Annotated in this window: 17 protein-coding genes and 1 riboswitch; of the genes, 13 read left to right on the plus strand and 4 right to left on the minus strand. The window is 54.3% G+C overall.

From position 1 onward, the window contains the following. Positions 1–65 precede the first annotated feature (65 nt). The 11 genes from DFQ01_RS23240 to DFQ01_RS23290 all read left to right on the plus strand — a co-directional run bounded on the left by DFQ01_RS23240 (position 66) and on the right by DFQ01_RS23290 (position 15,176). Complete coding sequence (locus DFQ01_RS23240; RefSeq protein WP_110046298.1) at positions 66–2,027, plus strand: putative baseplate assembly protein; 1,962 nt, start codon at positions 66–68, stop codon at positions 2,025–2,027. Then, on the plus strand, positions 2,017–4,059 hold the full coding sequence (locus DFQ01_RS23245) for a phage tail protein (protein WP_174812854.1): 2,043 nt from the start codon (positions 2,017–2,019) through the stop codon (positions 4,057–4,059). The genes DFQ01_RS23240 and DFQ01_RS23245 overlap by 11 nt, the downstream gene beginning before the upstream one ends. 104 nt (positions 4,060–4,163) lie before the next feature. After that, positions 4,164–6,665: a hypothetical protein gene (locus tag DFQ01_RS23250; protein ID WP_110046300.1), complete on the plus strand. Its 2,502-nt coding sequence runs from the start codon at positions 4,164–4,166 to the stop codon at positions 6,663–6,665. A 31-nt stretch (positions 6,666–6,696) separates the two neighbouring features. Next, positions 6,697–7,776 carry a VgrG-related protein gene (locus tag DFQ01_RS23255; protein WP_110046301.1) on the plus strand — a complete coding sequence of 360 codons (1,080 nt, stop codon included), beginning with the start codon at positions 6,697–6,699 and terminating at the stop codon, positions 7,774–7,776. A gap of 19 nt (positions 7,777–7,795) precedes the next feature. After that, on the plus strand, positions 7,796–8,677 hold the full coding sequence (locus DFQ01_RS23260; RefSeq protein ID WP_110046302.1) for a C39 family peptidase: 882 nt from the start codon (positions 7,796–7,798) through the stop codon (positions 8,675–8,677). A gap of 106 nt (positions 8,678–8,783) precedes the next feature. Next, positions 8,784–9,659, plus strand: coding sequence for an AraC family transcriptional regulator (locus DFQ01_RS23265; protein WP_110046303.1), 876 nt, complete (start codon positions 8,784–8,786; stop codon positions 9,657–9,659). Positions 9,660–10,193: 534 nt separating this feature from the next. Further along, the gene (locus tag DFQ01_RS23270; protein ID WP_110046304.1) at positions 10,194–11,324 is read left to right on the plus strand and encodes an ABC transporter ATP-binding protein; all 1,131 of its coding nucleotides are present in this window, start codon (positions 10,194–10,196) and stop codon (positions 11,322–11,324) included. Then, positions 11,314–12,123 carry an ABC transporter permease gene (locus DFQ01_RS23275; protein ID WP_110046305.1) on the plus strand — a complete coding sequence of 270 codons (810 nt, stop codon included), beginning with the start codon at positions 11,314–11,316 and terminating at the stop codon, positions 12,121–12,123. The genes DFQ01_RS23270 and DFQ01_RS23275 overlap by 11 nt, the downstream gene beginning before the upstream one ends. Next, a complete protein-coding gene (locus DFQ01_RS23280; RefSeq protein ID WP_110046306.1) occupies positions 12,123–12,941 on the plus strand; it encodes an ABC transporter permease in 819 nt (272 codons plus the stop codon). The genes DFQ01_RS23275 and DFQ01_RS23280 overlap by 1 nt, the downstream gene beginning before the upstream one ends. Beyond that, positions 12,938–14,011: an ABC transporter substrate-binding protein gene (locus DFQ01_RS23285; protein ID WP_110046307.1), complete on the plus strand. Its 1,074-nt coding sequence runs from the start codon at positions 12,938–12,940 to the stop codon at positions 14,009–14,011. Before DFQ01_RS23280 ends, DFQ01_RS23285 begins: the two co-directional genes overlap by 4 nt. A 158-nt stretch (positions 14,012–14,169) precedes the next feature. Next, positions 14,170–14,249: riboswitch (ZMP/ZTP riboswitch) on the plus strand. Positions 14,250–14,312: 63 nt separating this feature from the next. Further along, positions 14,313–15,176, plus strand: a complete 864-nt coding sequence (locus DFQ01_RS23290; RefSeq protein ID WP_110046308.1) for a bifunctional 5,10-methylenetetrahydrofolate dehydrogenase/5,10-methenyltetrahydrofolate cyclohydrolase — start codon at positions 14,313–14,315, stop codon at positions 15,174–15,176. A gap of 251 nt (positions 15,177–15,427) precedes the next feature. Here the strand turns inward: DFQ01_RS23290 and DFQ01_RS23295 are convergent, their stop codons facing one another. The 4 genes from DFQ01_RS23295 to DFQ01_RS23310 all read right to left on the minus strand — a co-directional run bounded on the left by DFQ01_RS23295 (position 15,428) and on the right by DFQ01_RS23310 (position 22,531). Continuing rightward, positions 15,428–17,020 carry a sensor domain-containing diguanylate cyclase gene (locus tag DFQ01_RS23295; RefSeq protein ID WP_110046309.1) on the minus strand — a complete coding sequence of 531 codons (1,593 nt, stop codon included), beginning with the start codon at positions 17,018–17,020 and terminating at the stop codon, positions 15,428–15,430. Positions 17,021–17,379: 359 nt separating this feature from the next. Next, entirely contained in the window at positions 17,380–18,711 is a 1,332-nt protein-coding gene (gene serS, locus DFQ01_RS23300) for a serine--tRNA ligase (protein ID WP_110046310.1), read from the minus strand. A gap of 314 nt (positions 18,712–19,025) precedes the next feature. Continuing rightward, complete coding sequence (locus DFQ01_RS31970; RefSeq protein WP_110046311.1) at positions 19,026–21,566, minus strand: DUF7948 domain-containing protein; 2,541 nt, start codon at positions 21,564–21,566, stop codon at positions 19,026–19,028. Positions 21,567–21,652: 86 nt separating this feature from the next. Further along, a complete protein-coding gene (locus DFQ01_RS23310) occupies positions 21,653–22,531 on the minus strand; it encodes an AraC family transcriptional regulator (RefSeq protein ID WP_110046312.1) in 879 nt (292 codons plus the stop codon). 192 nt (positions 22,532–22,723) lie between these two features. Here DFQ01_RS23310 and DFQ01_RS23315 point away from each other — a divergent pair, with 192 nt between their 5' ends. Both DFQ01_RS23315 and DFQ01_RS23320 read left to right on the plus strand, forming a co-directional pair. Beyond that, on the plus strand, positions 22,724–24,112 hold the full coding sequence (locus tag DFQ01_RS23315) for an MATE family efflux transporter (RefSeq protein ID WP_110046313.1): 1,389 nt from the start codon (positions 22,724–22,726) through the stop codon (positions 24,110–24,112). Next, positions 24,109–24,567, plus strand: coding sequence for a hypothetical protein (locus DFQ01_RS23320; RefSeq protein WP_110046314.1), 459 nt, complete (start codon positions 24,109–24,111; stop codon positions 24,565–24,567). The genes DFQ01_RS23315 and DFQ01_RS23320 overlap by 4 nt, the downstream gene beginning before the upstream one ends. Position 24,568 lies beyond the last annotated feature (1 nt).

A 24,568-nucleotide genomic window follows, 5' to 3' on the forward strand; every position in this document is an offset into this window, starting at 1 on the left:
ATGCATGCCATGCGTTCAGTCTTGTGACAATCCCTACAATTTCGTAAACCACGAGGTGCTTCAACATGCTTCCTATTCCGAATTTGGACGATAAAACGTTCGCGCAGCTCATCGAGGATGCGAAGAAGCAAATCGCCCGTTATGCTCCCGAATGGACGGACTATAATGCGCATGATCCAGGCATTACGATGCTGGAGCTGTTCGCATGGCTTGCCGAAGGTCAGCGTTATTATCTGGATCAAGTCCGTGATGATCATATCCGCAAATATGTGAAGCTGCTAGGCACAGCTCCAGCTCCTCCCAAGCCAGCAAGAGCGGTAGTGAGGCTCTTGCCGCTGGAATCGGGTGCAAGCTCCGATTCTCCGCTTGTCGTTCCGGCGCGCACGAAGCTGCTGCTAGGCGAGATACCGTTCGAGACGGAGGAAGAAGTGACGATAACAGACGTCTCCATCGCACAGCTTATTACGCTGGACGGCTCTGCACAGATCGATCAGCTGGAATCGGCCGGCCATGACGGGATCACCTTCCATCCATTCGGCGAAGCGGCGAAGGCAGGCAACAGCTTGTATATCGGCCTGGATCGCATGGTGCCGCAAGGCACGCTGTTGTCGATTGCTTTCCGCATGTATGACGGCTATCCTGTACCGATTACAGATCCGGAGATCGGTGAAACGCCATTCGATGCGACGCCGCCCAATCGGCTTAGCTGGGCTTATCTGGACAACAGCGGTGCGAATCATTGGACATCGATCCAACCCGTGGTCGATCAGACATTAGATTTATCGAGGAGCGGATTTCTTACGCTGCGAATGCCGGACGATGCAGCTATGCGGACGCATTTTCCGACGGTTGCCGAAGCCTGCTGCTGGATCAAATGCACCGTTATTAACGATGATTACGAGCTTGCGCCTCGAATCGACAGCGTCATGCTCAACACCGTTTCAATCGTGCAGCAGGAGGCGGTCGAGGACCGATACGTCGGTCGATCCATGGGGCTCGGAAACAGCCAGTTCGAGCTAGGTGACCGCGGGATCGTAGCAGACGGGCTGAGTATTGAAGTACGAGAAGCCGATGGCACATGGAAGGTATGGGATCGTGTAGACGATTTCGATGCCTCGGCACCCGGTGACGAGCACTATGTGCTTGATAGCGGCAGCGGGCAGCTTCGATTCGGTGACGGACAGCATGGCAAAGTGCCGCCTGCTTCGAATGTCGATAGTGTTCGAGCGTCGTATCGAAAGACGTTGGCGCTGCAAGGAAGCATTACGTCCGGTGCGTCTGGCCGATTCGTCGGAAGCAGCAATGAGCTGAACGGAGCGCTTCGCATCGAGATGCTGACTGCTGCGAGCGGCGGAGCTGCGGCCGAAAGCGTCGACGAAGCGATGGCGCGCGCTGCAGCTGAGCTGAAGCATTTAACGCGCGCGGTTACGGATGCCGATTATGAGCAGCTGGCATGCCGTGCGCCAGGCCTTCGTGTAGCGCGAGCCAAAGCGCTCATGCTCGAGGAGAATGCAGTAACTGTCGTAGCGGTGCCATACAGCGATCAGCCGAATCCGCAGCCAAGCGGCAGCTTTATGGACACGATCGCTCGCCATCTCGACCGCTATCGGCTGCTTACGACACAGGTTCGCGTAATGGCGCCTCAGTACGTGAAGGTGATGGCAAGCGTACTGGTTCGTGCCTTCAGCGGCTATGATAGCTCGGTGGTGACAGGAGCAGTTGAAGAGGCGCTGAACCGTTATTTGCATCCGCTGGAAGGCGGGCCGCATGGCAGCGGATGGCCTTTTGGCCGAACGGTTTATCTCTCGGAGCTGTATGCCTTGGTAGATGGGGTGACAGGCGTAGACAACGTGCGGCGTCTCCAGCTGTTCTTGATAAGCGGCAGCGGTCAATTGGATGAGCAGGGCAATTTGACGATTGCAGCTAACGCACTTGTTTACGCTGACCGGCACGAGATCGAAATTGAACTGCCATGGTCGGGTCGACTGACGGAGGAAGGAGCCTTCTATGCCCGTTTTGGATCGTAGCGAATTTCATTATCATGTCATCCGATCGTTGCCGACCTGGCAGGAAGGGCTGCTGCATCAGTTGGAGCTCGATGAGCAAGGCATTCGGATTCAAATGGCCAATGACTACCGAGCGGATGCGCCGATCCGATTAGCAGAGCTTCTGCCTGCTGGAGCTGTCGTAGCCGACGTCGCCGAAGGACCCAATGGCATGCTGCTGCTCTTCGATAAGACATCTGCGAAGGTGTATGCCTTCAACCCAATGACGATGCGGCTCGATCGTCCGGGCGGCATTGTGTATGCATTGAACGAAGCCGTTGCTATGGCGTACAGCTCGGGAATTGTCTATCTGCTGGAACGGACATCTACGGAGGTTTTACAAGCTGCAGCTTACTCCGCTATCACGGGTCAGCCGCTATGGAGCACGGATGTACCCGTCGTTATCGATGGCGAAATGCCGCTTGTTGATTTTCTCCCATGCGATATTACAGCCGATAGCAGCGGTTACTGCTATGTGACTTTGACGCATACCGTACAAGCGGCACGCTTCGACCAAGGCGGCCGATTCGTCGACTGGATTGCTCCGCCGCAGCAACTAGCAGAGCAAGCAGGGGGGCGCCAGACAGCGGCAATCGGAAGCGACAGCACGCTGTATGTGGTCGATACCGATAGGAAGCAGCTCTACATCTACCCGCAGCATGGCGTGGGAGAGCCGCAGCAGGTCGAGCTTGGGCCGCTCACAGCGCCCCGTTCGATCGCCGTCGATAACTTAAACGTTCTCTATATCGGACAGGATTCGATCATTCAGCTGTTTAATGCGGAAGGCACGTATATTGGCCCTTTGACCGCTTACAGCGGTGCTGCTGATCGGATTGTGTTCAGCGGAAGCAGCATGTTTCTATTCGATCGGACCTTGCAATCGGTTGCTTATTTGCGACGGGAACCGGCGCTGTTTCGCGAGAGCGGTTCGCCGATTTCGAAGGGCGAATACATCTCGCGCAGCATCGACTGTACGGAGGAAGGACTGCGCTGGCATAAGCTGCAGCTGGATCGCACGATTCCGGACAACACGCTCATCCGCGTCTCTTATTTGATCGCTGATTCCACCACGTTCCGTATCGATGGCAGCAATCAGAATCTGGACGATTATTTGAAGAAGCCAGGCGTGAGGTCCTCGGACAAAATCGCTGCGCTGTCGCTTCTCCCTTGGTCAGAGACGTCGATCAATCCGCGCGATATGCTTATCCGCGGTGAGGCGGGCCGTTATTTATGGGTTCGTATTCAGCTGTATGGCAGCGATAAACAGTCTCCTGTCATTGCAGGCATTCGGGCACATTTTCCAAGGTTGTCGTACTTGCGGTATTTGCCCGCCGTTTATCAGGAAGATCCGGCGAGCAAAGATTTGCTCGAGCGGTTTCTGTCGATGTTCGAGACGTTTCTGTCCGAGCTGGATGGGCAGATCGAGACGTCGCCGCGTTGGCTGGATGTCGATGCCGTTAACGCTGAATACATGCGCTGGCTGGCGACGTGGATTGGCGTTCTCACAGACCAAGGCTGGACGGAATCGAAGATGCGGCGGCTGATTAAAGGAATGCCGGACATTCACCGCAAGCGGGGAACGAAGGAAGGCATGGAGCGGCTGCTGGAGCTGTATACGAATGAGCGGCCGATTATATTCGAGAGCTGCAAGGTTCGCAGCATCGAGGAATCGGAGGCGAAGAATGCGTATGCCGCGCTGTTCGGCGATGATCCTTACCGGTTCTCCGTGCTGCTGAAGCCGAGGCAGATCGCCGGGTCGGCGGAGCTGGCGACAGTGAAGCGCATGATCGCAAGCGATCAGCCGGCGCATACAGGCGCAGACGTAGTCTGGCTGCAGCCGTGGATTTATTTAGGCGGTCACACTTATCTGGAAGTAAACACGTATCTAACGAAGCCGCTATCGCTGCTGTATGACGATTCGGTCATGCAGCGGGACTCGATGCTAGAGGACGGCACGCCGTTCGGTCAGCTCGATGTCCGTTCCGGTCTTGGGGCGGATACGCGACTGTTATAGAGTCCGCTTCTGATCACGGAAGAGAACCGAACTTTGCGAACTCGAACGTTTAGAGGCAGAGGCATGCACATAAAGCGAGCAATCTCATGTAGGGGGTTAATGCTGTGTCGAATAGTCCAGTGCAGCTGCAGCAATTCGAGCGGAACAATTATTTTTATGGCAAGCTGCTGAATGTCAAAGATTTTCAGCTGGAGCAGCGGTATATGAACGAAAAGCGGAATTTGCTCAACCGGTTCATTCACGGCACGGGAGTAATCGGCGGCCTTCATGTCACGCTTATAGATGGCAAAGGATTTCGAGTATCGCCAGGGACTGCGATTGATGCGAGCGGCAGAGAAATTGTCGTTGCAGCGAATGAAGATCGGGCGGACATCGGCAAGCTGGCTGGATATCCGATAGATTTTACGTCCGGCGATCTCTATCTGTCGCTCCAATATGTCGAAGTGCCGTTCGAGCCAGTTCCTGTCGTCGCCAATGCGATATTAGGCAAGGAAGAGGTTGCAGCGAACAAAATCCGCGAGACGTTCAATCTCGTGCTAAGCAAGAAAGCACCAGACAAAGGTGTTCCTGTCGATACGCAATATCGGAAGACCGTAACCGTATATGAGAACAGCCAGTTCATTGTAGAGCGTACGGTTCCATCCATTGCGAATCCAGGCGATATCGTCGAAGTGGTGCTGAAGACGACGGTGAAGCAGCAGTCATCCGGCAGTCTGCTCGTTGAAGTAACGGATACGCTGCCGAATCAATTCACGATGCTCAGCGGTTGGAAGAACAATCGGGTTCCGTTCAGTCTCGGCGGATTAACCGTCGGCACCGTTCGAACGCAGCGTTACTATGCGCGCGCCGGCGAGCAGTCGACAGGCGGCGCGATTAGCGGGAACGTGTTGATCAACAGCGTGTTCTATAACGGCTTGAATCATTCGACTATTGCGATCGAGTCAGAGCGATCGGTTGCAAGGCTGTTGGCGGAGCAATATTTTAACCAATTGCAGGTTGTGGATCCCGAGAGCGACGCGGTCGTCATTGCGAAGCTAAAGATCAATAACGGGCTGATAACGGAAGCGGATGAATCGGTCCGTTCCTTCATTTATAATAACGAGCTGCTCTTCGAGCTGCTGGTCGCGGACCGTCAACGTCCGGTAGAGCTGCCGACGCATGCGGCGACGCATGGCAGCGGCGGAGAAGATGAAATTAACGTCAGCAATTTGTCCGGCGTGCTCGCCGAACCACAGAAGATTGCGGTGCAGGACGAAGGGAGCGAACTTACCTCCCGTGCCAAAATCAATTTTACCGGCGCAGGCGTTGTCGCGTCCGATGATCCGACGAACAATCGAACGAACATAACGATCGCAGGTGTGAGCAACGTGAATAATCTGCCGGGTACGCTTACCGACCCGCAGAAAATCGTCGTGCAGGAAGAAGGGACGGCGCTGACCGCCCGTTCCAAAATCAATTTCATCGGTCCAGGCGTTACCGCAACCGATGATTCGGCGAATGGCCGCATTAATGTGACGATCAGCGGCGCAGCTTCCAGTCACGCGCTCAGTCATCAGGATGGCGGCCTGGATAAAATCAACGTGAACAACCTATCCGGCACGCTTGCAGATCCGCAGAAAGTGGTCGTGCAGGACGAAGGCATCGCGCTGACCGCCCGCACGAAAATCAACTTCACCGGAGCAGGTGTAACCGCAGTGGACGATCCGACGAACGGACGGATTAACGTAACGATTCCTGGCGGAGGCTCAGGTTCGGGTACGGGGGCTTTGATCTCGTCAGGTTCAGTCGTGTTCGAAGGTGTATATCCCGGGCAAAACGTAGTCTCGCCATCGATTCCGCATCAGCTGGCATCTTCGAATGTGGCAATCGTGCTTGGTGTTATTCGTACCGTTACATCCGGCGGCATTGATACGTCATTGATCGGTAAGCTGGAGACGACGATTCCGGATAAGCTGTCGACGGTTGAAAAGCTTGATACGGTCAGCGCAATCGATAACGTTACGCCCGTTATCAACGCCGATGTGCTTGATAAGCTAAAGACGGCCGATAAGCTGACCGATATCGTCCTACCTGCAGATAAACTCGATGTGATCAGCGGCATTAGCCCTTCCATCGCCGTAACGAATCCAGATCCGACGCCATACCCGGGTCCGGGACCGATCGTGATTCCGATATCGACATCGACGATGCATTTCGGTGACCTCTCTTATCTGGAGCCGGAGCTGCCGAGTGTTATGGCGACGTATGAGATCAACTCGCCGACTACCTTCACAATCACGCTGCAGGATCGGAGAGGGCTGGCTGTACAAGCGGAATATGGAGTCAGCTGGACGGTGACCTGGTGGGCATTCGCAAGCACGACATATACCGGTTCGATTACGGTCTCGTCAGGTTTGTCGTCTTCGCTGCAGAAAGGTGTAACCCCATCGCCATCGACGGCCCAGACGTTGTCTGCTTCTGCAGAGAAGCTTGCAGTGAATGAAGCGGTGCAAGAAGCCGTTACAGAGGCAGCCGTGGAGACCGTGAAGAAGACGACGACGCGGAAGACGACCAAAGATACGTCGACGCCAACGACCAGAAGCACAGATTCGCCGGAGGAGGCATAATGCCTGCCCGCCATAGAACGGAGTGGTAGAGATGGCCAAGAGCGCGGCCGCCAAGCCGAAATCCAAGAAGAAGAAAGCATCTGGCAAGAAGAAGAGCACGGCTCCGAAACCCGCTGCTCCTGCAACTGCGCAGAAGGAAGCGCCGAAGGCGCCTGAACCAAGCACACTCGATCTCATTGAGGAGTATCTGGGCAGCAGTACGGTGTGGAAGTATGTGAACTCGCTTTGGAGCGGGCCGAACAAGTCCGAAGCGAAGCCGGCGCCGTCTTCCCCTGTCATCGATGCCAGCAAGCAAGGAGCAAGCACAGCTCCTGCTGCGCCGAAGGAAAGCGGTGCGGGGGATCAAGAGCTGGGCGTATTGTCATCCAAATATGAGTCCAACGGCAATCCGGGCACCGTATCGAGCGGCGTCGGCGATCCAGGCGGCAAATCGTATGGCGCGTACCAATTCAGCTCCACACAGAAGGTCATCGATGATTTCTATGCTTGGCTGAAGAACCATGACGCCGATATCTATGCGGTGCTGGAAGCGGGCTACAAGGAGGACGGCAACAAATTCGGCGACAAGTTCAATGCAGCGTTCGAGAAGCTCGGCAAGGATAAGCCGAAGGAATTTCTGAAGCTGCAGCACGATTATACGAAGACGATGTATTACGACAAAGCGGCGAATAAGATCAAAGACAAATTCGGCCTCGATATTAATACCCGCAGCTTCGCGCTCAAAAATGTTATTTGGTCGCGTGCGGTTCAGCATGGCGTCGGCTCCAAGTCGCCAGGTCTGTTGTATGTGCTTGAAGTTGCATTCAAGGATCTGGACATGGCGACGGCGACGGATGAACAGCTCATTCGAGCGATATACAAGGAGAGCGGCAAGCTTGTAGAGGATGCGCCAAGCACGAAGAGCACGAAGATGGATGCGGATGAAGTCAAGAAGAGCAAGTCCAAAGCGATCAAAGGCGTGGCGGATGAAGTGGACGGCAAGTATATGGGCTACTTCTCTAAGAGCGGCAATGAGATGCAGGCCGGCGTTTACTACCGGCTGAACAAAGGCGAACCGGAGCAGGCGCTGAAGCTGCTGTATGGCAAAGATTATAAATTTACAGGTTTATAGCTGAGGAGAGTGTTTGCCTATGTCAAACGTTCAACAGCCTGCCCCGCTCAACGACGTCCTATCGCTTGATCCATCCACGGTGAGGCAAGAGGTCATTCTGCTGCAAAATCGGCTCAATGAACTGGGCTACACCGGTTCGACGAATCAGCCGCTTACGGCTGATGGGAAGTTCGGACCTAATACGCTGTTCGCCGTTAATGCGTTCAAGTCGATGAATAAGCTTGGCAATACCGGGGGCGCCGCTGGCAAAATCGGACTGCAGTCTTGGAAGGTTCTCTTCAGTCCGGATGTGCTGGATGCGTCTGGTCATAAGCCGGCCGATGAGCCTTATCCCGCTAAGCAGCCGGTCTATTACAGCCAAGAGGATTCGAAATGGAAAGGGGTCATGTACTCCAATCATCGTGATCCTAAACAGAACATTGGCAGCTCCGGATGTGGGCCAACCTGCATGGCGATGGTCATTACCAATCTGAAAGGAACGGTCGTGCTTCCGCCGGAAACGGCTCAGTACAGTCTTGATCATGGCTTCCGCAGCTATGATGACGGCACGGAATGGGGCTACTACGGCAGCATCGCGGCCCGTTATAATCTGCGCTGCGAGCAGACGGCGGATTGGGATGACGTAAAGCTGGCGTTGAGCCAGCCGGGGCGGATGGTTATCGCGTCGATGAGGCCGGGACATTTTACACAGGGTGGGCATTATATCGTGCTGCATGGCTATATGAATCGGGCTAGCGATAGCTGGGTGGATGTGCTGGATCCGAATCATGACAACCAATCGTATTTCCGCAGAGGTCATGACGGTCTAGTCGATGAGGGCAGGCAGGACGATGGCCGCGTGACGGCGAAGGAGTCGGTGTTCCGCCAAGAGGCGGGGCAGTTCTGGATTTTTAACGTGTAGGGTGAAGCCGCATGAGCGTACGCTTGTGCGGTTTTTTTTGTACAATAAAAGTCGGATGCAGGGCTTCGGATACTGTTACGCTGAGGTTGGAAGGGGAGTCAGACGAATGGATTCGCTTCAAGCAATGAATGATGCCATGTCGTATATTGAGCGCCATCTGGCGGAGGAGATCGACTATACCGAGGCGGCAAGAAGAGCGTATTGCTCGGCCTATCATTTTAAGAAAATGTTCACGTTCCTTGCCGGCATTCCGCTGTCCGAATACGTTCGACGCAGAAGGCTTACGCTTGCAGCGTTCGAGCTGCAGGGCGGAGATCAACGAGTCATTGATATAGCGGTCAAATATGGCTACGGCTCGGCTGATGCGTTCGCTCGAGCATTCCAGCAGCTGCATGGGATGACGCCTTCGGAGGCGAGAACCGGTGCGCATTCGTTCAAAGCATATCCGCCGATGACGTTCCAGCTTACCGTACAAGGAGGAATCGAGATGAATTATCGAATCGTGGACCAAGAAGCTTTCCGTATCGTAGGACTTATGAAGCGTGTGCCGATCGTATTCGAAGGGGTAAATGCTGAGATTGCCGCGATGTGGCAAAGCCTCGATATGGAGAAGATCAGTCTGCTGAAGCAGTTGTCCAATATTGAGCCTGCGGGCATGATTAGCGCGTCGGTTCATTTCTCGGAAGGACGTATGGAGGAGAAGGGCGAGTTGGATCATTATATTGGTTCAGCTACGACAGAAGCATGTCCCGATGGATGGGCGGCGCTGGAAGTCGCAGCAACCACGTGGGCGGTGTTCGAAGCGGTCGGTCCGTTCCCCGAGACGCTGCAGCAGGTGTGGGGACGCATCTATTCCGAGTGGTTCCCGTCATCCGGCTACGAACTGACGGAAGGGCCGGAGCTGTTGTGGAACGAAGGCAAGGATACGACGGTGCCGAATTATCGCAGCGAGATTTGGATTCCTGTTGTGAAGAAGCCGTAGAGTTCCAGCGCTAACGGTCGCCGCGCGGAAGCTTAACGGACTATGCGGACACTATTTTACTCTTAATCACCCATTTCCTATGCTAACGGACTGAGCAGCCTCTATTGAGCTGGTTAGGCGCCAATGATGGCGTGAAACCACTGAATAGGGGCTGCTGTGTCCGTTACAGGAACGGTAACATTGTTTTTCGATCAATAGCGCCCCTGGAGTCCGTCGCAGCCAGTTGGAAGTGTGCGTGAAGGTGGACAATAATGGAGATATTAACGATTGTCTGCGGCTTTTTTCCTGCTGGCCGGAATGTTTATTGCATGGATTTTCCCATGATATATAATGAGGGCATAAGAGTGACAGGAGCCGACACGGCTCGCTGTCCAATCAGAAGATATCCTGATGTAGCAGTAGAGTGACTTTGAACTACGTTCAAAGATCCTGATGTAGCAGTAGAGTGACTTTGAACTACGTTCAAAGATCCTGATGTAGCAGTAGAGTGACTTTGAACTACGTTCAAAGATCCTGATGTAAGGAGAGATGACGATGAGCGACAACAACACGATCATTCGCTTCGAGCATGTGACCAAGCGATTTGACAATGACGCTCCGATTTTGAATGACGTCAGCTTCGAGATCGAGCGAGGCAAGTTCTACACGCTGCTCGGACCGTCGGGCTGCGGCAAAACAACCATTCTGCGTCTCATCGCAGGCTTCATGGAGCCATCGGAAGGCTCGATCTACTTCAACGGCAAGCGGATCAATCAAGTGCCGGCGAATCGCCGCCAAGTAAACACCGTATTCCAAGACTATGCGCTGTTCCCGCATCTGAACGTGTTCGAGAACGTTGCTTTCGGCCTACGGATCAAAAAGCTGAAGAACGACGTCATTACGAACAAAGTGCGGGAGGCGCTTCGTTTCGTAAACCTCGAGGGCTATGAGAGCCGCGAAATTACGGAGATGTCCGGCGGTCAGCGCCAGCGTGTCGCGATCGCGCGCGCGATTGTGAATGAGCCGGAAATTTTGCTGCTGGACGAGCCGTTGTCCGCGCTCGACCTGAAGCTGCGCACCGAGATGCAGTATGAGCTTCGCGAGCTGCAGCGCAGGCTTGGCATTACGTTCATCTTCGTTACGCATGACCAAGAAGAGGCGCTTGCGATGTCGGACGAGATCTTCGTCCTCAACAAAGGCAATATTCAGCAGAGCGGCACGCCAACGGATATTTACGACGAGCCGATTAACCGCTTCGTCGCCGACTTCATCGGCGAATCGAACATTGTGGTCGGACGAATGAAAGAAGACTATGTCGTCGAATTCGCGGGACGTACATTCGAGTGCGTCGACGGCGGGTTCAACAAAGACGAGCAGGTCGAGATCGTAATCCGTCCAGAGGATCTGGAGATGACGAAGCCGGAGAACGGCAAGCTGAAGGCTCGTGTGGACACGCAGCTGTTCCGCGGCGTTCACTATGAGATTAGCGCGTATGATGAAGCGGGCAACGAATGGCTCGTGCACTCGACGAAGAAGGCGACGGTCGACGAGTGGATCGGGCTTGATTTTGACCCGGAAGCGATTCATGTTATGCGGTTTAACGAGACGGAGGAAGAGTTCGATCGGCGTTTAGAGGCGTATGCAGAAACGGATGAGGACGAGGAAGAGGTCGTCCATGTCCGTTAAGTCACGCAATCTGTATCTGATCCCGTACGCCGCGTGGATCGTATTGTTCGTCGTCGCGCCGATTGCGTTGATCGTCTATTATTCGCTGTTCGATATTGAAGGGAATTTTACATTCTCGAACTACAGCGACTTCTTCACGCCGGTCTATATGCGAATGACGCTCAGCTCGTTCTGGTATGCTTTTCTCATAACGGCTTTCTCGCTGCTCATCGCTTATCCGGCAGCTTATCTGTTGACGCGCACGAAGCATAAGCAGCTGTGGCTGCTGCTCATCATCCTGCCAAGCTGGATTAACCTGCTGCTGAAGGCGTATGCGTTCCTTGGCCTGTTCGGTACATATGGCATTGTCAATGCAGCGCTTGATACGCTGGGCATCGGACGCCAGCAAATTTTGTTCACGGACTTCAGCTTCGTGTTCGTTTCGGTTTATATTTTCATTCCATTCATGATACTGCCTGTCTTCAATGCGCTGGAGAAAATGAATCCGTCGCTTATCGACGCTTCGCGCGACCTCGGCGCTTCGGCCTGGACCACGTTCCAGCGCGTCGTGTTTCCACTTACGGTCAACGGTGTGAAGGCCGGCTGCCAAGCGGTGTTCATTCCGGCGCTGTCGCTGTTCATGATTACGCGCCTCATCGCAGGCAACCGCGTCATTACGCTGGGCACTGCGATCGAGCAGCATTTTCTCGTTACCCAGGACTGGGGGATGGGCGCAACGATTGCGGTGTTCCTCGTCGTGATCATGGCGCTCATTATGGTGCTGACGGGTAACCGTCGTAAGCGGGAGGTGAGCCGATAATGGCAGCAGCACGTTCATCCCGTAAATGGAAATGGTCGCATCTGTATCTGATCGCCGTATTCGTCGTGCTCTATGCGCCGATCTTCTTCCTGATGCTTTACTCGTTCAACAGCGGCGGGGCGATGCATGATTTCGAAGGCTTCACGCTGGAATGGTACAAGGAAGTGTTCGCGGATACGCGTCTGTTCATCATCGTGCTCAACACGCTCGTTATCGCGCTGCTGTCATCGGCGCTGTCGACGATATTGGGTGTGCTTGGCGCGCTTGCGATTCAGCATGTGAGACGCCGTCGGACGCAAAACATGCTGCTGGCGCTCAACAACGTGCTGATCGTCAGCCCGGATGTCATCATCGGCGCGTCGTTCCTCATCTTGTTCACGATCATCGGCATCAAGCTTGGTTTCGTATCGGTGCTGCTGGCGCATATCGCCTTCAGCGTGCCGATCGTCGTCATCATGGTGCTGCCGAAGCTGGAAGAGATGAGCTCAACGTGGATTGATGCTGCACGGGACCTTGGTGCGAGTCGGACAGACGTGCTGACGAAGGTCATCCTGCCGTACATCCGGCCGGGTATCTTCGCAGGGTTCTTCATGGCGCTGACGTATTCGCTCGACGACTTCGCGGTTACGTTCTTCGTGACGGGCAACGGGTATTCGACGCTTGCCGTCGAGATTTATTCCCGCGCACGGCAGGGCATTTCGCTGTCGATCAACGCGCTGTCGACGCTTATTTTCCTATTCACGATCATCCTCGTGATTGGGTATTACTTCATTAATCAGCGGGGCAACCGACCGCCGGGAATGGAGGTGCAGCGATGAAGCAGCTCGTTCGAATGTTCGTTGCCGTGTTCGTCGTTGCCTTCGCGCTTATGTACGGCGTACATCTGCTCAATTCCTCGGAAGGGTATGCGGGCAGCAACACGCTCACGATTTACAACTGGGGCGATTACATTGATCCCGATCTGATCACGGAGTTCGAGAAGGAAAGCGGCTTGAAGGTCATCTATCAGACATTCGATTCGAATGAAGCGATGATGACGAAGATCGAGCAGGGGGGCACTACGTTCGACGTGAGCGTTCCTTCGGAATATGCGATTAGCAAAATGAAAGAAGAAAACCTGCTGCTCCCGATCGATCACAGCAAGCTTCCGAATCTGGCGCATATCGATGAGCGGTTTCTGAACTTGTCGTTCGACCCGGATAACGAGTATTCGATTCCGTACTTCTGGGGTACGGTCGGCATCGTGTACAACCCAAGCATGCTGGATGGCTGGCAGATCAAGAGCTGGAACGATCTATGGGATCCGCGGCTGCGCAACCAGATTCTGCTCGTCGACGGCGCGCGTGAAGTCATCGGCTTCGGCCTGAACAGCCTTCACTATTCGCTTAATGACACGGAAGAAGCGCATCTGCAGGAAGCGAAGAACAAGCTGTCGACGCTGACGCCGAACGTGAAGGCGATTGTCGGCGACGAGATCAAGATGCTGCTGGCGAACGAAGAGGCAGCGGTTGGCGTCGTCTGGTCGGGCGATGCATCGGAAATTATGGGCGAGAACGAGAACCTTGATTACGTCGTGCCGGAGGAAGGCTCGAACCTGTGGTTCGACAATATGGTCATTCCGAAGACGGCGCGCAACATCGAAGGGGCGTACAAGTTCATGAACTTCATGCTCGATCCGGAGCATGCCGCGCAAAATGCGGAATACGTCGGGTATTCGACGCCGAACAAGGACGCGCTGGCGCTGCTGCCGGAGGACATCTCGGGCGATGAACGGTTCTATCCAGCGCCTGAGCTGACCGAAAAGCTTGAGGTATATCGCAACTTGGGCAAGCGGATGCTCGCGCATTACAATGAGCTGTTCCTGGAGTTCAAGATGCACCGGAAGTGAGGGTAAGCTGTAAGACAAGCTGACCCGATACAAAGAGGCTGTCCGAGTTCGTATGGCGGACACCATAACATTTGGTCCACATGTTGTAATCGCGGCATCCATAACGGTTGACGATTCGAAACAATCGCTGATAATATATTGAATAGTTAGATAATTTAATCGCTGCGTGTGACTGGCGGAGCATGGGGAACCATGAGGAAGCACGCGGATGAATAAGCCGTACGCCTGGGCAGAGATAAGTGCAGTTTATGCGCTTATCTCTTTTTGTTGTTTATTACACAAACGAAGGGATGGAATACGGATGAATGAACCATTGATTCTCGACGGAAGCAAAGTAGCCGCGCATATCAAGGAACAACTTACAGGAAGAGTTGCTGCATTGGCAGAGAAGGGCGTCGTGCCTTGTCTTGCGACCATACTGGTAGGAGACGACCCGTCTTCGGCAACCTACGTACGCATGAAGGGGAACGCGTGCAAGCGTATCGGCATTCGCTCCATTCGCGTCGATCTGCCGTCCTCTACGACAACGGAGCAGTTGATCGAGACGATTCGGCAGCTGAACGAGGATGAGAGCGTGCACGGTATTCTGCTGCAGCACCCCGTACCGCATCATATCGATGAGCGCGCGGCGTTCGAGGCGATTGCGATCGAGAAGGACGTAGACGGCGTTACAACACTTGGTTTTGCACAAAATGCTTTCGGCTTCGCGCAGTACCCATCCTGCACGCCTGCAGCGATCATTGCGATTCTCGATTATTACAACATCGCAATCGAAGGCAAACATGCCGTCGTCATCGGCCGCAGCCCGATACTCGGTAAGCCCGTATCTGCGATGCTGCTTAACCGCAACGCAACCGTGACGACCTGCCACTCGCGCACGAATGGACTGCCCGAGCTGGTCGGGCTCGGCGACATCGTCGTCGCCGCCGTCGGCAAAGCGAACTTCGTGCAAGGCAGCTGGATCAAGCGAGGCGCAGTCGTGCTGGATGCCGGCTACAACGAAGGCAACATCGGCGACGCCGACTATGAAGCTTGCGCGGAACGCGCCAGCGCCATCACGCCCGTACCCGCAGGCGTTGGACCGGTCACGATTGCTACGCTGCTCAAGCATACGGTGGACGGAGCAGAACGGGCTGCTTCGAAACAAATTTCTGTGCAGTCATGAAGTTGGCAGATAACTAGCCCATTCAAAGAAAAAAAGCGTTGCTCAGCAACGCTTTTTTTCAATACATGCTCGAACGAAAGTTGTGACCAAAAGGGGCACACGGCTCTTAGCAGGTAGTAATTAGCAACGGCATCTGTCCTGCCACCAACCCCTTCCGGGGTCCAGGGGACGGGAGTCCCCTGGGGTCTCCTCCCTAGCAGGGAGGATTTAGGTGGGTAGAAAAAAGAAATGTAGGGTCGTTAAGGGACAGGCTACTGGTCCCTTAACGCAGCCAGCATCGTACGGTTGCGACCGGCCTCCTTCGCTGCATACAGCGCTTCATCCGCTAGGCGGAACAGCGTGCTCGAATCGGTGCCGTGCTGCGGCGATACGGCGATGCCAAGCGACAGCGTAATGACGCGGTTAGCTGGCGTCGGCTCCTTCTCCATCGTTTTCCGGATACGTTCCGCAAGACGGAATGCTTCATCCGCGCTGATGTGAGGCAGCAGGACAACGAATTCCTCGCCACCGAATCGGCAGCAGATGTCGCTGGATCGAACGGAGCGCTGAACGACATTGGCCAAACACTTCAACACCTCGTCACCAACCTGATGTCCGAGCGTGTCGTTAATACATTTGAACCGGTCGAGGTCCATGACGATCAAGCCGAACGGAACGTTCGTCGCCGTCCATTTGCTCAGCACGCCTTCCATCGCGCGCCGATTCATAAGTCCGGTCAGCGGATCGATAAGGGCGGCATGTGACAGCTCCTCGGACTGCTTGCGCAGTGTCTCGACGGCGAGCACAACGGTCTGGGACAGCACATGCGCTTCCCGGTTCCAGTGATTCGGGCTCACAGGTGGCGGTGTTTCCTGGGCGCCAGCCGCTTGGCCGATATAATCCGTTAATGCCGCGAATGGCAGAGCGAGCTTGCGTGCAATGTACATCGCCACCAGCATAATGACGAGGAATGGGAGCGCCATGTAGATGATCGTGGACCGAATTTGGTTGTTCAGCTGCTCGTAGACGGTCTGGACAGGCGATTGCATGACGATGCCCCAGCCCGTAGTTGGCACCGTTGCATACCCGGCAAGATAGGTCGTGCCTTTCAGATTGACGACCTCGGATTCGCCGGTTTTGCCTGCCATCAGCTTCTGGACGACTGCGTTCCTCGACACATCTTCAGCAAGTCTGGTCGGATCCGGATGGAAAACGAGTTTGCCGCTTGGGTCGACGACATAGAAATAGGAGCCATTGGTTTCGATCGGATTGCTGCCGAAGATCGTATTCAAAATATTTTTCTCCTGCAGATAGATCGTCCCGCCGATAAAGCCCTCGTAATGGTTATTCGAATCGTAGATCGGCTCCGACATGAGAATGATTAAACGTCCAGTCGTGCTCACGTACGGCATCGACAGATAAGAAGCGTGCGAATTAAGCGCCTCACGGGACGCTGCGGTCGTAAGCTTCGTGCCTTTCAACGCGATGGCCGGGGGTGATATGCTCTTAACGACGCCATCGGTATCAACCCAGAAGAGCGAGTTGAAATAGCTGCTCGTCTTGCGTGAATATTCCAGATGATCGATGATGCCCGAATCATCCAGTGACGGATGATCGCTTAAGTAATCAGCTGCCGTTCGCAGGCTGCCACGCATCGATTGAAAGAGTGAACTCATCGTCAGACTCATTTTCTGAGCGCTGGAATTGTTCATCTGAAGGGTTGTATCGTACAGCGTCTCGCGTTGTGATTGATAGGACGCAGTAATGGTGACGACGAGCGTGAGCAGGACCGATATGGCTGTTAGTGCAGACAGCAGCATCGGAAGGGACAGTTTGTATTTATTGCGAGTAATAACGTGAAGCATTAAACCTGGTCATCCCCTGTTCTCATTAGTTCAAATTATGTGTTGCAATAATAATTCGACAAAATACGCGCAACTCCTTTTGCAGGAATTGTTAATTTATGTATAAGTTGTAGAGGTCACGAGATCAAGCTTCTTGCGTTAACAAGTGGGACTTGCTCGCAGCCCGCTATATTATACGTTAACTTACCCAATAAGTAGCGGTGTTTTTGTGCAAACGTGCACTGGATAAGAGAGACGAATCGGAGCTTCGCAAAAAGAAACGGATACCCGCATTTTCACAGGTATCCGCCGTATACAACGAGCACAGAATGCCGACGCTGCTCCTTCATTGCGCAGCTGCAGCAGCATGTGCGCGATTGCTATTCCTCTCGCGCCAATGTCGTCTGTTCGCGGCTCGTAACCGCCGGCGAAGCAGGTAGTTCAAGCCGCTTCAACCCGCCCAAATACGGCTGCAGGGCAGTTGGAATGCGAATCGATCCGTCCGCTTCTTGATGATTCTCGAGCAGCGGGATTAGAATACGCGGCGACGCGACAGCCGTGTTGTTCAGCGTATGGCAGAAGTGCAGCTTGCCGTCCGCTCCGCGATAGCGAATGTTCGACCGTCGGGCTTGGAAATCATGTACGTTCGACGACGAATGCGTCTCGCCATACGCGTCACGGCTTGGCATCCACGTCTCGATGTCGAATTGCTGATACGTCTTCTGCGACATATCGCCCGTACAGACAGCCATGACGCGATACGGCAGCTCCAGCAGATTCAATATATGCTCCGCATGCGACGTAATCTCATGCAGGATACGCTCCGACACGGCAGGGTCCGCCTCGCATAGTACAACTTGCTCAACCTTAGCGAACTGGTGGACACGGTACAGTCCATGTACATCGCGCCCAGCCGAACCAACCTCGCTGCGGAAGCAGAGCGATGCGGCGGCGAGCCGGATGGGCTCTGTCACATCGACGATTTCATCGCTGAGGTACGAGATAAGCGGCACCTCCGAGGTGCCGACGAGCAGCCGATCCTCGCCTGCGATGCGATACGTCTGATCCGTGCCGAGCGGGAAGAAGCCTGTGTTCACCATCGCTTCTTCGCGTACTGCAAGCGGCACATCAAGCGGGGTGAAGCCGCGTTCGAGCAGCACATCGAGCGCGAGCTGCTGCACCGCGCGATGAAGCAGCACGCCGGCTCCGCGCAAATAATATTGGCGCGTCCCCGCTGTTTTGACCCCGCGGGCCAGATCCATCAATCCGTGCAGCTCGCCGAGCTCAACGTGGCTTCGCGGCGTGAAATCGAAGGCAGGCAGCTCGCCGACCTGCCTCACCAGCACATTATCTGCGTCCGACGCGCCGCGCGGAGTGGCGGGCGAGACGATGTTTGGTACAAGCAGCATCTGCTGCGACCATTGACGTTCAAGCTCAGCCAGCTTCGGCTGCAGTGCATCCAGCTCTGCGAGCATCGCTGCCGTCTCTTGGCGGACTGCATCGGCCGCTGCTGGATCTCCGTTCTGCATCAGCTGTCCAATATGCCTCGATGCTGCATTCCGCGCCTCTCGCAGCCGATCCGTTTCCTGTATGAGCCGCTTGCGCTCATCGTCCAGTGCGAGCAATTCACTCACCTGCAGGTTGATCCGCTTATCGTCCGCTGCCTGCTGCACCTCGTCTGCATGTACCCTGATCCATTTGATGTCTAACATGTTACACCGCTCCTTCTATTTTGTTTGGAACAAAACAAAGAACGCCCTCATCCGTATGGGACGAGGAGCGTTCTATCACTCGCGGTGCCACCCAACTTGACCGCTGGCACGAGGCCGTGCGATCCGCTTTGGTTCCGCGATAACGGGCGGTGCCGGTAAACTTAGGATCAGGCTTGCAGCGAGGCCGCTGCTTAGCTGTTCTTGACGGGAACGCCTCCGAGTTGGATGCTCATCATAGGCATAATGTCGATTTGAAATTATGAGAAAGTATAGCAGAGCGCGAAAGTGGATGCAAGGGTAGATACCCTAATCCCTTATTCTTCCTCGTCCTCGATCGTAATCTCCGTATGGACAGTGACGTCGCCGAGCTCGCTGGATACGATGTTCGTCAGTATACCACGCTCCAGTAGGCGAATGATCGGTGCACGAAGCCGGAATCGAATCGTATCGATCTGTCCCGGCTGGTTGACGCCGAGTTCGAAGTCTTCGAGCAGATCGACCAGTTCTGGATGATTGCTGATGAACAGCGAACGCGCCACCAGCTCGAAACCTTCCGGAATGCGTGTACGAAGTCGTTTCCGTATAGCAATAGAGGCTACGTTCTGGATCGTCATCGTGATAAGCGTCTCGCCGCCTGGCTGGATGATCTCCGGATTGGCTATCACGTTAACGACCGGCGGGCGATCAGCCGGCGGTCCTTGCGGTCCTTCAGGACCTTGAGGCCCCTGAGGCCCCTGCGGTCCTTCGGGACCCTGTGGACCTTCTGGCCCTTGTGGACCTGGGGGAGCGGGATAGCCGAATTTGAGGATGATCGCTTTGCTCTGCGTTATTTTCATATCCTCCAAATTCGTAGGGAAATCGAGCGAAATCGTCGTGGCCGCAATGAACACTTCACTATATGCATTAACGCTAATACCACCAGCGATTTCTTGCTTTGAGCCTCCAAGATAGGTGGAGTATATCAGGTCGGTTCCCGTAATGCTGACCATGGTGAAGAATAAGTCGTCTCCTCCATTCAGCTTGCTTTGAACCGCGCCAGCAATAGTCGGGAAATCGCTCGAACTGGTTGTGCCGAGCACATAGGCCGTATGGGTGGAGTCGACGGCTATGCTGCTGCCTACATCCGTCCCTGTTCCGCCAAGATAAGTGGAATAGACAAGAGATGATCCTGTTAGGCTCAGCTTCGTTACGAATGCATCGGTTCCGCCGCTGTTCGTTCGGGAGAAAGCGTTTAAGGTGGTTGGGAAGTCAGTGGAGTCGGTGCTTCCGGTCACATAAGCGTATCCTAATGAGTCGAGGGCAATCGCATTGCCGTAATCATTGCCCGTACCGCCAAGGTAAGTACCATAGATGAGGCCGGTTCCGGTCTCATTCAACTGAACGACAAAGATGCTTGATCCTCCGGCTTTAGTGGTAGAGTAAGCGCCAGATGTGACGGGGAAATCAGTAGACGTCGTATTTCCTGTTACATATGCAAGGCCGAGCTCCGTAACGGTAATGCCGTTGGCGAAATTGGTTAATGAGCCGCCTAAGAAGGTCGAGTAGAGAAGTGCGCTGCCTGTTGCATTTATTTTGGTGACGACCGCGTCGCTCTGAGATCCTGTGTTTTTGACCGTTCGAAGCGCACCAGGCGTAGTCGGATAATCAGCCGAGCTCGTATAGCCGGTAATATAGGCATTGCCAGCTGCGTCAATTGCGATATCGGTTGCGTATTGTCCTTGACTGCCCCCGATTAATGTAGAGTAGATTAGCTCGCTTCCGGATGCATTCAGCTTAAGTACGTAGAAATCGCCGCTGGCATGATGCGTATTGCTGAACGCGTTTGGTGTGACTGGAAATTCGGTGCCCGTTGTTGAACCGAAGACGAAGGCGTTGCCATCCGCATCAATGGTAATGCTTGCGCCAGACGTACTGGCATCGCCGCCGATTAAGGTTGCATAGATGAAAGGATCGCCAGTCTTCGACAGCTTAATCACGAAGGCATCGCTGGAACCCGAGAATACGGACTGGAATGCTCCTGGCGTAACGATAAAGTTCGGATCTGTCGTGGTTCCAACGACATATGCATTTCCTTCTGAGTCGCCGGCAATGGAATTAGCATAATTGAAGGTGTTGGTATCGCCGACGAGTTTGCTATACAGCAGCAGGGGATCGATCACGAGCGGGAGAGCAGGGTCATACCCGGCAATGATTTCGTATCCAAAGTGGAGGCTGTCCTCATCGATCAGCCGATAGCGGCATTGGACATGCTGCTGCTCTCCATTGGCCCATTGGTAGCTGATCGGAATATGCTCATGAATCGAGCCCACAGCTGTTTCAATCTCCAGTGCGCCTTGATCGGTTATCGTTAGTCGATCAGCACCCTCGTACGCGAATTGAATCTGATTCAGATCGGCGCCAGGCTGCGCAGCAACGTCAAACTTCAACCCACTGTCTCCGCCGTAGAAAATAAGATCGATTCCCGGCCATACATCACGGTAAGCGAGCTTCTCATAGACAGGCACGTCCGTGTGCCATTTTCCCGAATCGCTGCCACGCAGCACGTTCCACTTGCTCATTAATCGTCCGCATGGCTCCAGCACGACATTAGGATTGGCGCCGATGAAATACAAGTTCAAGCGCACGCCTTGCAGCGAGATCGCAGTCTTGGTCAGCGCATCTGATCCTGCTGCACTGTAAACCATCAATTCAACGCATTCGCGTCCGAACCGACCTTTCATGCCTTTCCGATCAACGGCGTATTCGATACCTCTCGCACGCTCTTGCTCATCATAGGTCGGCGTGAATAGCAAACGAGGATTCGCTACTGCCTCACGAATTAACAGTTCGTTGTCCCATGCATGATGAAGCGACATAGGTGCACCCCTTTCAGTCACATAGATTTCCACTTTATGTCTATGCGTTGCCGGGGGAGCGTATTCGCCGCCGAGCCTTATGCCAGCTAGCTTCTGGTGCGGTCTCGCCGTACATCGCTGGGGGAGATGCCCTTGAGCTGACGGAACAGCTTCGAGAAGCTGTTGATGCTGCTGCAGCCTACCTCTGCGGCAATTTCAGTTACGCTCATCGACGTCTGCAGAAGCAGCTGCTCGGCTTTATTAATCCGATATAGATTCATGAACTGGATGTACGTCTGACCTGTGATCTGCTTAAAAATACGGCAAAAATGGTACACGCTCATGTGCACAATGGCAGCCGCTTGCTCGACGGAGATACGCTCCATATAGTGCTGCTCCAAGTAGGTGAACAGCTCCTTGAATCGATCATTTTTCACCCGAAGCGTCTCGATCTCATTGTCGCTGCGCGTCGTCACCGTAAATTCCCGGCTTAACCAAGTAAACAACAGCTGGCAGTAGGCTCGGACGGACAGCTCGAAACCAGGCTTCTTGGCGTTGAATTCGTCTACGAGGCGAATGAAGGTATCCTTCAACTGCGGATAGAGGGGATCCGTTGGTCTGAACTCGTTGGCAATGAGCGAAAGCCCAGACGTGTACGGCGCGACGATGTCGCTAATATGCGGCTCCTTCAGGCCAAGCATGGATGGGTTGAACACAAGTGTGCGAATGGTCGCTGGAGAATCCACATTCGTTAGGCTTGCTGCATGGAGCTCTCCGCTGTTAATGAACAGCATATCTCCTTGACAGGCGATAACCGTCCGTCCTCCGATCTGATAGGCAGCTTCGCCTTCCTCGATATGAATGAGCTCAAAATGCTCGTGCCAATGCAGCCGCAAGAAATCGACCCGCGTAAAGGTCGTATGAAACACATTGATAGGAAAAGCAGGATCAGCCAGCTCCGTATCCTCAAGCAGCTCTCTATTCATCTAAACGGTTCCTCCTGATTGGATCGCAAGATTGGAATAATAAACGACAAGAAGCATTAAGACTTCCACTGTATATCCTTATATATTGTTTAATAGTAGCACGATTTCGGAGCAAAATCGTCAAATAACAGGAAGTGAAATTCATTCCCGTAAGGGAAGCGGATTGTCATCAGAGGGAGGCTGCATATTTGCATGCCCACAACAGCACGTAAGGACGTCGCGGCATTATCGCTATTCGCGCTCGCATGGCCGATTGCCATCGAGACGCTGCTGCAATTTCTAATGGGAACGGTCGATTCCCTTATGGTTAGCCGCCTCGGAGATAACGCGGTATCCGCCGTTGGCCTTTCGAATCAAGTTCTTCAATCGATTATGACGATCTTCGTTCTGATTAATGGCGGGGCAGGCATCGTCATTGCCCGGCATTGGGGCGCGGGCTCGCCCGATATAGCAAGGCGTGCATCCGCGCTCGCACTTAAAGCAGGGATGATCGGCGGAGCGGTACTCAGCTTGTTGTTCGCTTTCGGCTCAGGCGGCATCGTTCATCTCATGCAGACACCATCCGAGGTGGCGCCTGACGCCATTGCGTATATGACGATCGTCGGGTCGTGCGTCATCATTACGGAGCTTAATATGATGACGACCTCGATGATCCGCAGTACAGGCAACACGAGAGCGCCGATGCTGATCGCGATCGGCATGAATGCCGTACATCTCATCTTGAACTATGGCTTTATATTCGGCGCACTTGGGCTGCCGAAGCTGGGCATCGTTGGGATCGGCATCTCGACGATCGTCAGCCGTCTGCTCGCGCTGCTGGTCAGCCTGTGGGTGTTGTCCGGCGCATTCCAACAGCGATTCCAGCGCTCCGATTGGCGGGGCTTCGATCGCTCGATTCTGAAGGAGATGATGGCGATTGGGCTGCCGAATCTTGGGACAGCTGCGTCTTGGGGCTATTCGCAAATCGTTCAGCTATCGATTGTCTCGTCCCTTGGTGCAATCTCGCTTGCTGCGTATACGTACACCAACGTCATTCAACAGCTGCCATGGTTGATCGGGTCAGCACTTGGCATGGCGGCACAAATTCAATGCAGTCAGCTGTACGGAGGCAAACATTATGATGCTGCTTACCGCAGCCCGTATCGTGCTGTAACCGCAGGTATTCCGATTGCGTTCGGGCTTGCTGCACTCGTCTACGGCTTTGGCGGCGAGGCACTTGGCTGGTTCACCTCGGATGCGGATGTCATCGCGAAGGCACTGCCGCTGCTGCTCATGTGCTTAATTTGGCAGCCGATGCGCACCTGGACGTATGCGATTACGCAGACGCTCAACGCTGTCGGGGAGGCGAAGTTCGTCGCTTTTAACACGGTCATTGGGATGTGGCTGTTCGCGACTGGCGGAGCCTATGTATTCGGTGTACTGGCAGGGTGGGGAATTGTCGGGGTGCTGGCGGGTCTAATGATCGATGAGCTTTATCGTGCGGTATTGGTTGGCTGGCGTTGGAGAAGCCGGCGGAGGCTGCCGAAAGAACAGATTGGTTTAAGGACCGTCGCAATGAACGGAGGAGGGATAACGGGATGAAGCTGGAGTTCATGTATGCGGCAGGCTATCGAACATGTGATACATGCAGCGGAACGGGCAGACACTCGTCATCATCTTGCGCGCAACAAAGCCGCATCGCGAAGGACGACGGGACAGAATGGTCATCTATGGATCTGAGTAAGGGAGCAGGCAGCGCAGCAAACCGGGCTGCTCATGCAGGCGATACGGAGGATGAAGCAGCATTGTGCGTTCAATGCGCAGGCGTCGGTTCCGTACGAGTTGAGCGAGTTGCCACATTGTCGCTGGAGGCCTCTATCATCAGCTTATGTATCGCGAGCTGCGTGGCAGCCTATACCGGCAGGCCGCTAATGATCGCGTTGTTCCTGACGTTTGTTTTATTCGCCGCCCGAATGATCAGCTTCCGCACGGAGCGCTACCTGCTTAAGAAGCGTCATGCCTCGAAGTGCTCTTCTTCCACTTCGTCGTCGACCTGAG

Origin of the sequence: Paenibacillus cellulosilyticus, from assembly GCF_003182255.1 — a bacterium.
GTDB lineage: Bacteria > Bacillota > Bacilli > Paenibacillales > Paenibacillaceae > Paenibacillus_T > Paenibacillus_T cellulosilyticus.

Excerpts from the sequence above, each read along its gene's own strand:
- DFQ01_RS23240 (WP_110046298.1), top strand. The coding sequence starts at position 66 with ATGCTTCCTATTCCGAATTTGGACGATAAAACGTTCGCGCAGCTCATC.
- DFQ01_RS23255 (WP_110046301.1), top strand. The coding sequence starts at position 6,697 with ATGGCCAAGAGCGCGGCCGCCAAGCCGAAATCCAAGAAGAAGAAAGCA.
- DFQ01_RS23260 (WP_110046302.1), top strand. The coding sequence starts at position 7,796 with ATGTCAAACGTTCAACAGCCTGCCCCGCTCAACGACGTCCTATCGCTT.
- DFQ01_RS23265 (WP_110046303.1), top strand. The coding sequence starts at position 8,784 with ATGGATTCGCTTCAAGCAATGAATGATGCCATGTCGTATATTGAGCGC.
- DFQ01_RS23270 (WP_110046304.1), top strand. The coding sequence starts at position 10,194 with ATGAGCGACAACAACACGATCATTCGCTTCGAGCATGTGACCAAGCGA.
- DFQ01_RS23275 (WP_110046305.1), top strand. The coding sequence starts at position 11,314 with ATGTCCGTTAAGTCACGCAATCTGTATCTGATCCCGTACGCCGCGTGG.
- DFQ01_RS23280 (WP_110046306.1), top strand. The coding sequence starts at position 12,123 with ATGGCAGCAGCACGTTCATCCCGTAAATGGAAATGGTCGCATCTGTAT.
- DFQ01_RS23285 (WP_110046307.1), top strand. The coding sequence starts at position 12,938 with ATGAAGCAGCTCGTTCGAATGTTCGTTGCCGTGTTCGTCGTTGCCTTC.
- DFQ01_RS23290 (WP_110046308.1), top strand. The coding sequence starts at position 14,313 with ATGAATGAACCATTGATTCTCGACGGAAGCAAAGTAGCCGCGCATATC.
- DFQ01_RS23295 (WP_110046309.1), bottom strand. The coding sequence starts at position 17,020 with ATGCTTCACGTTATTACTCGCAATAAATACAAACTGTCCCTTCCGATG.
- serS (WP_110046310.1), bottom strand. The coding sequence starts at position 18,711 with ATGTTAGACATCAAATGGATCAGGGTACATGCAGACGAGGTGCAGCAG.
- DFQ01_RS31970 (WP_110046311.1), bottom strand. The coding sequence starts at position 21,566 with ATGTCGCTTCATCATGCATGGGACAACGAACTGTTAATTCGTGAGGCA.
- DFQ01_RS23310 (WP_110046312.1), bottom strand. The coding sequence starts at position 22,531 with ATGAATAGAGAGCTGCTTGAGGATACGGAGCTGGCTGATCCTGCTTTT.
- DFQ01_RS23315 (WP_110046313.1), top strand. The coding sequence starts at position 22,724 with ATGCCCACAACAGCACGTAAGGACGTCGCGGCATTATCGCTATTCGCG.
- DFQ01_RS23320 (WP_110046314.1), top strand. The coding sequence starts at position 24,109 with ATGAAGCTGGAGTTCATGTATGCGGCAGGCTATCGAACATGTGATACA.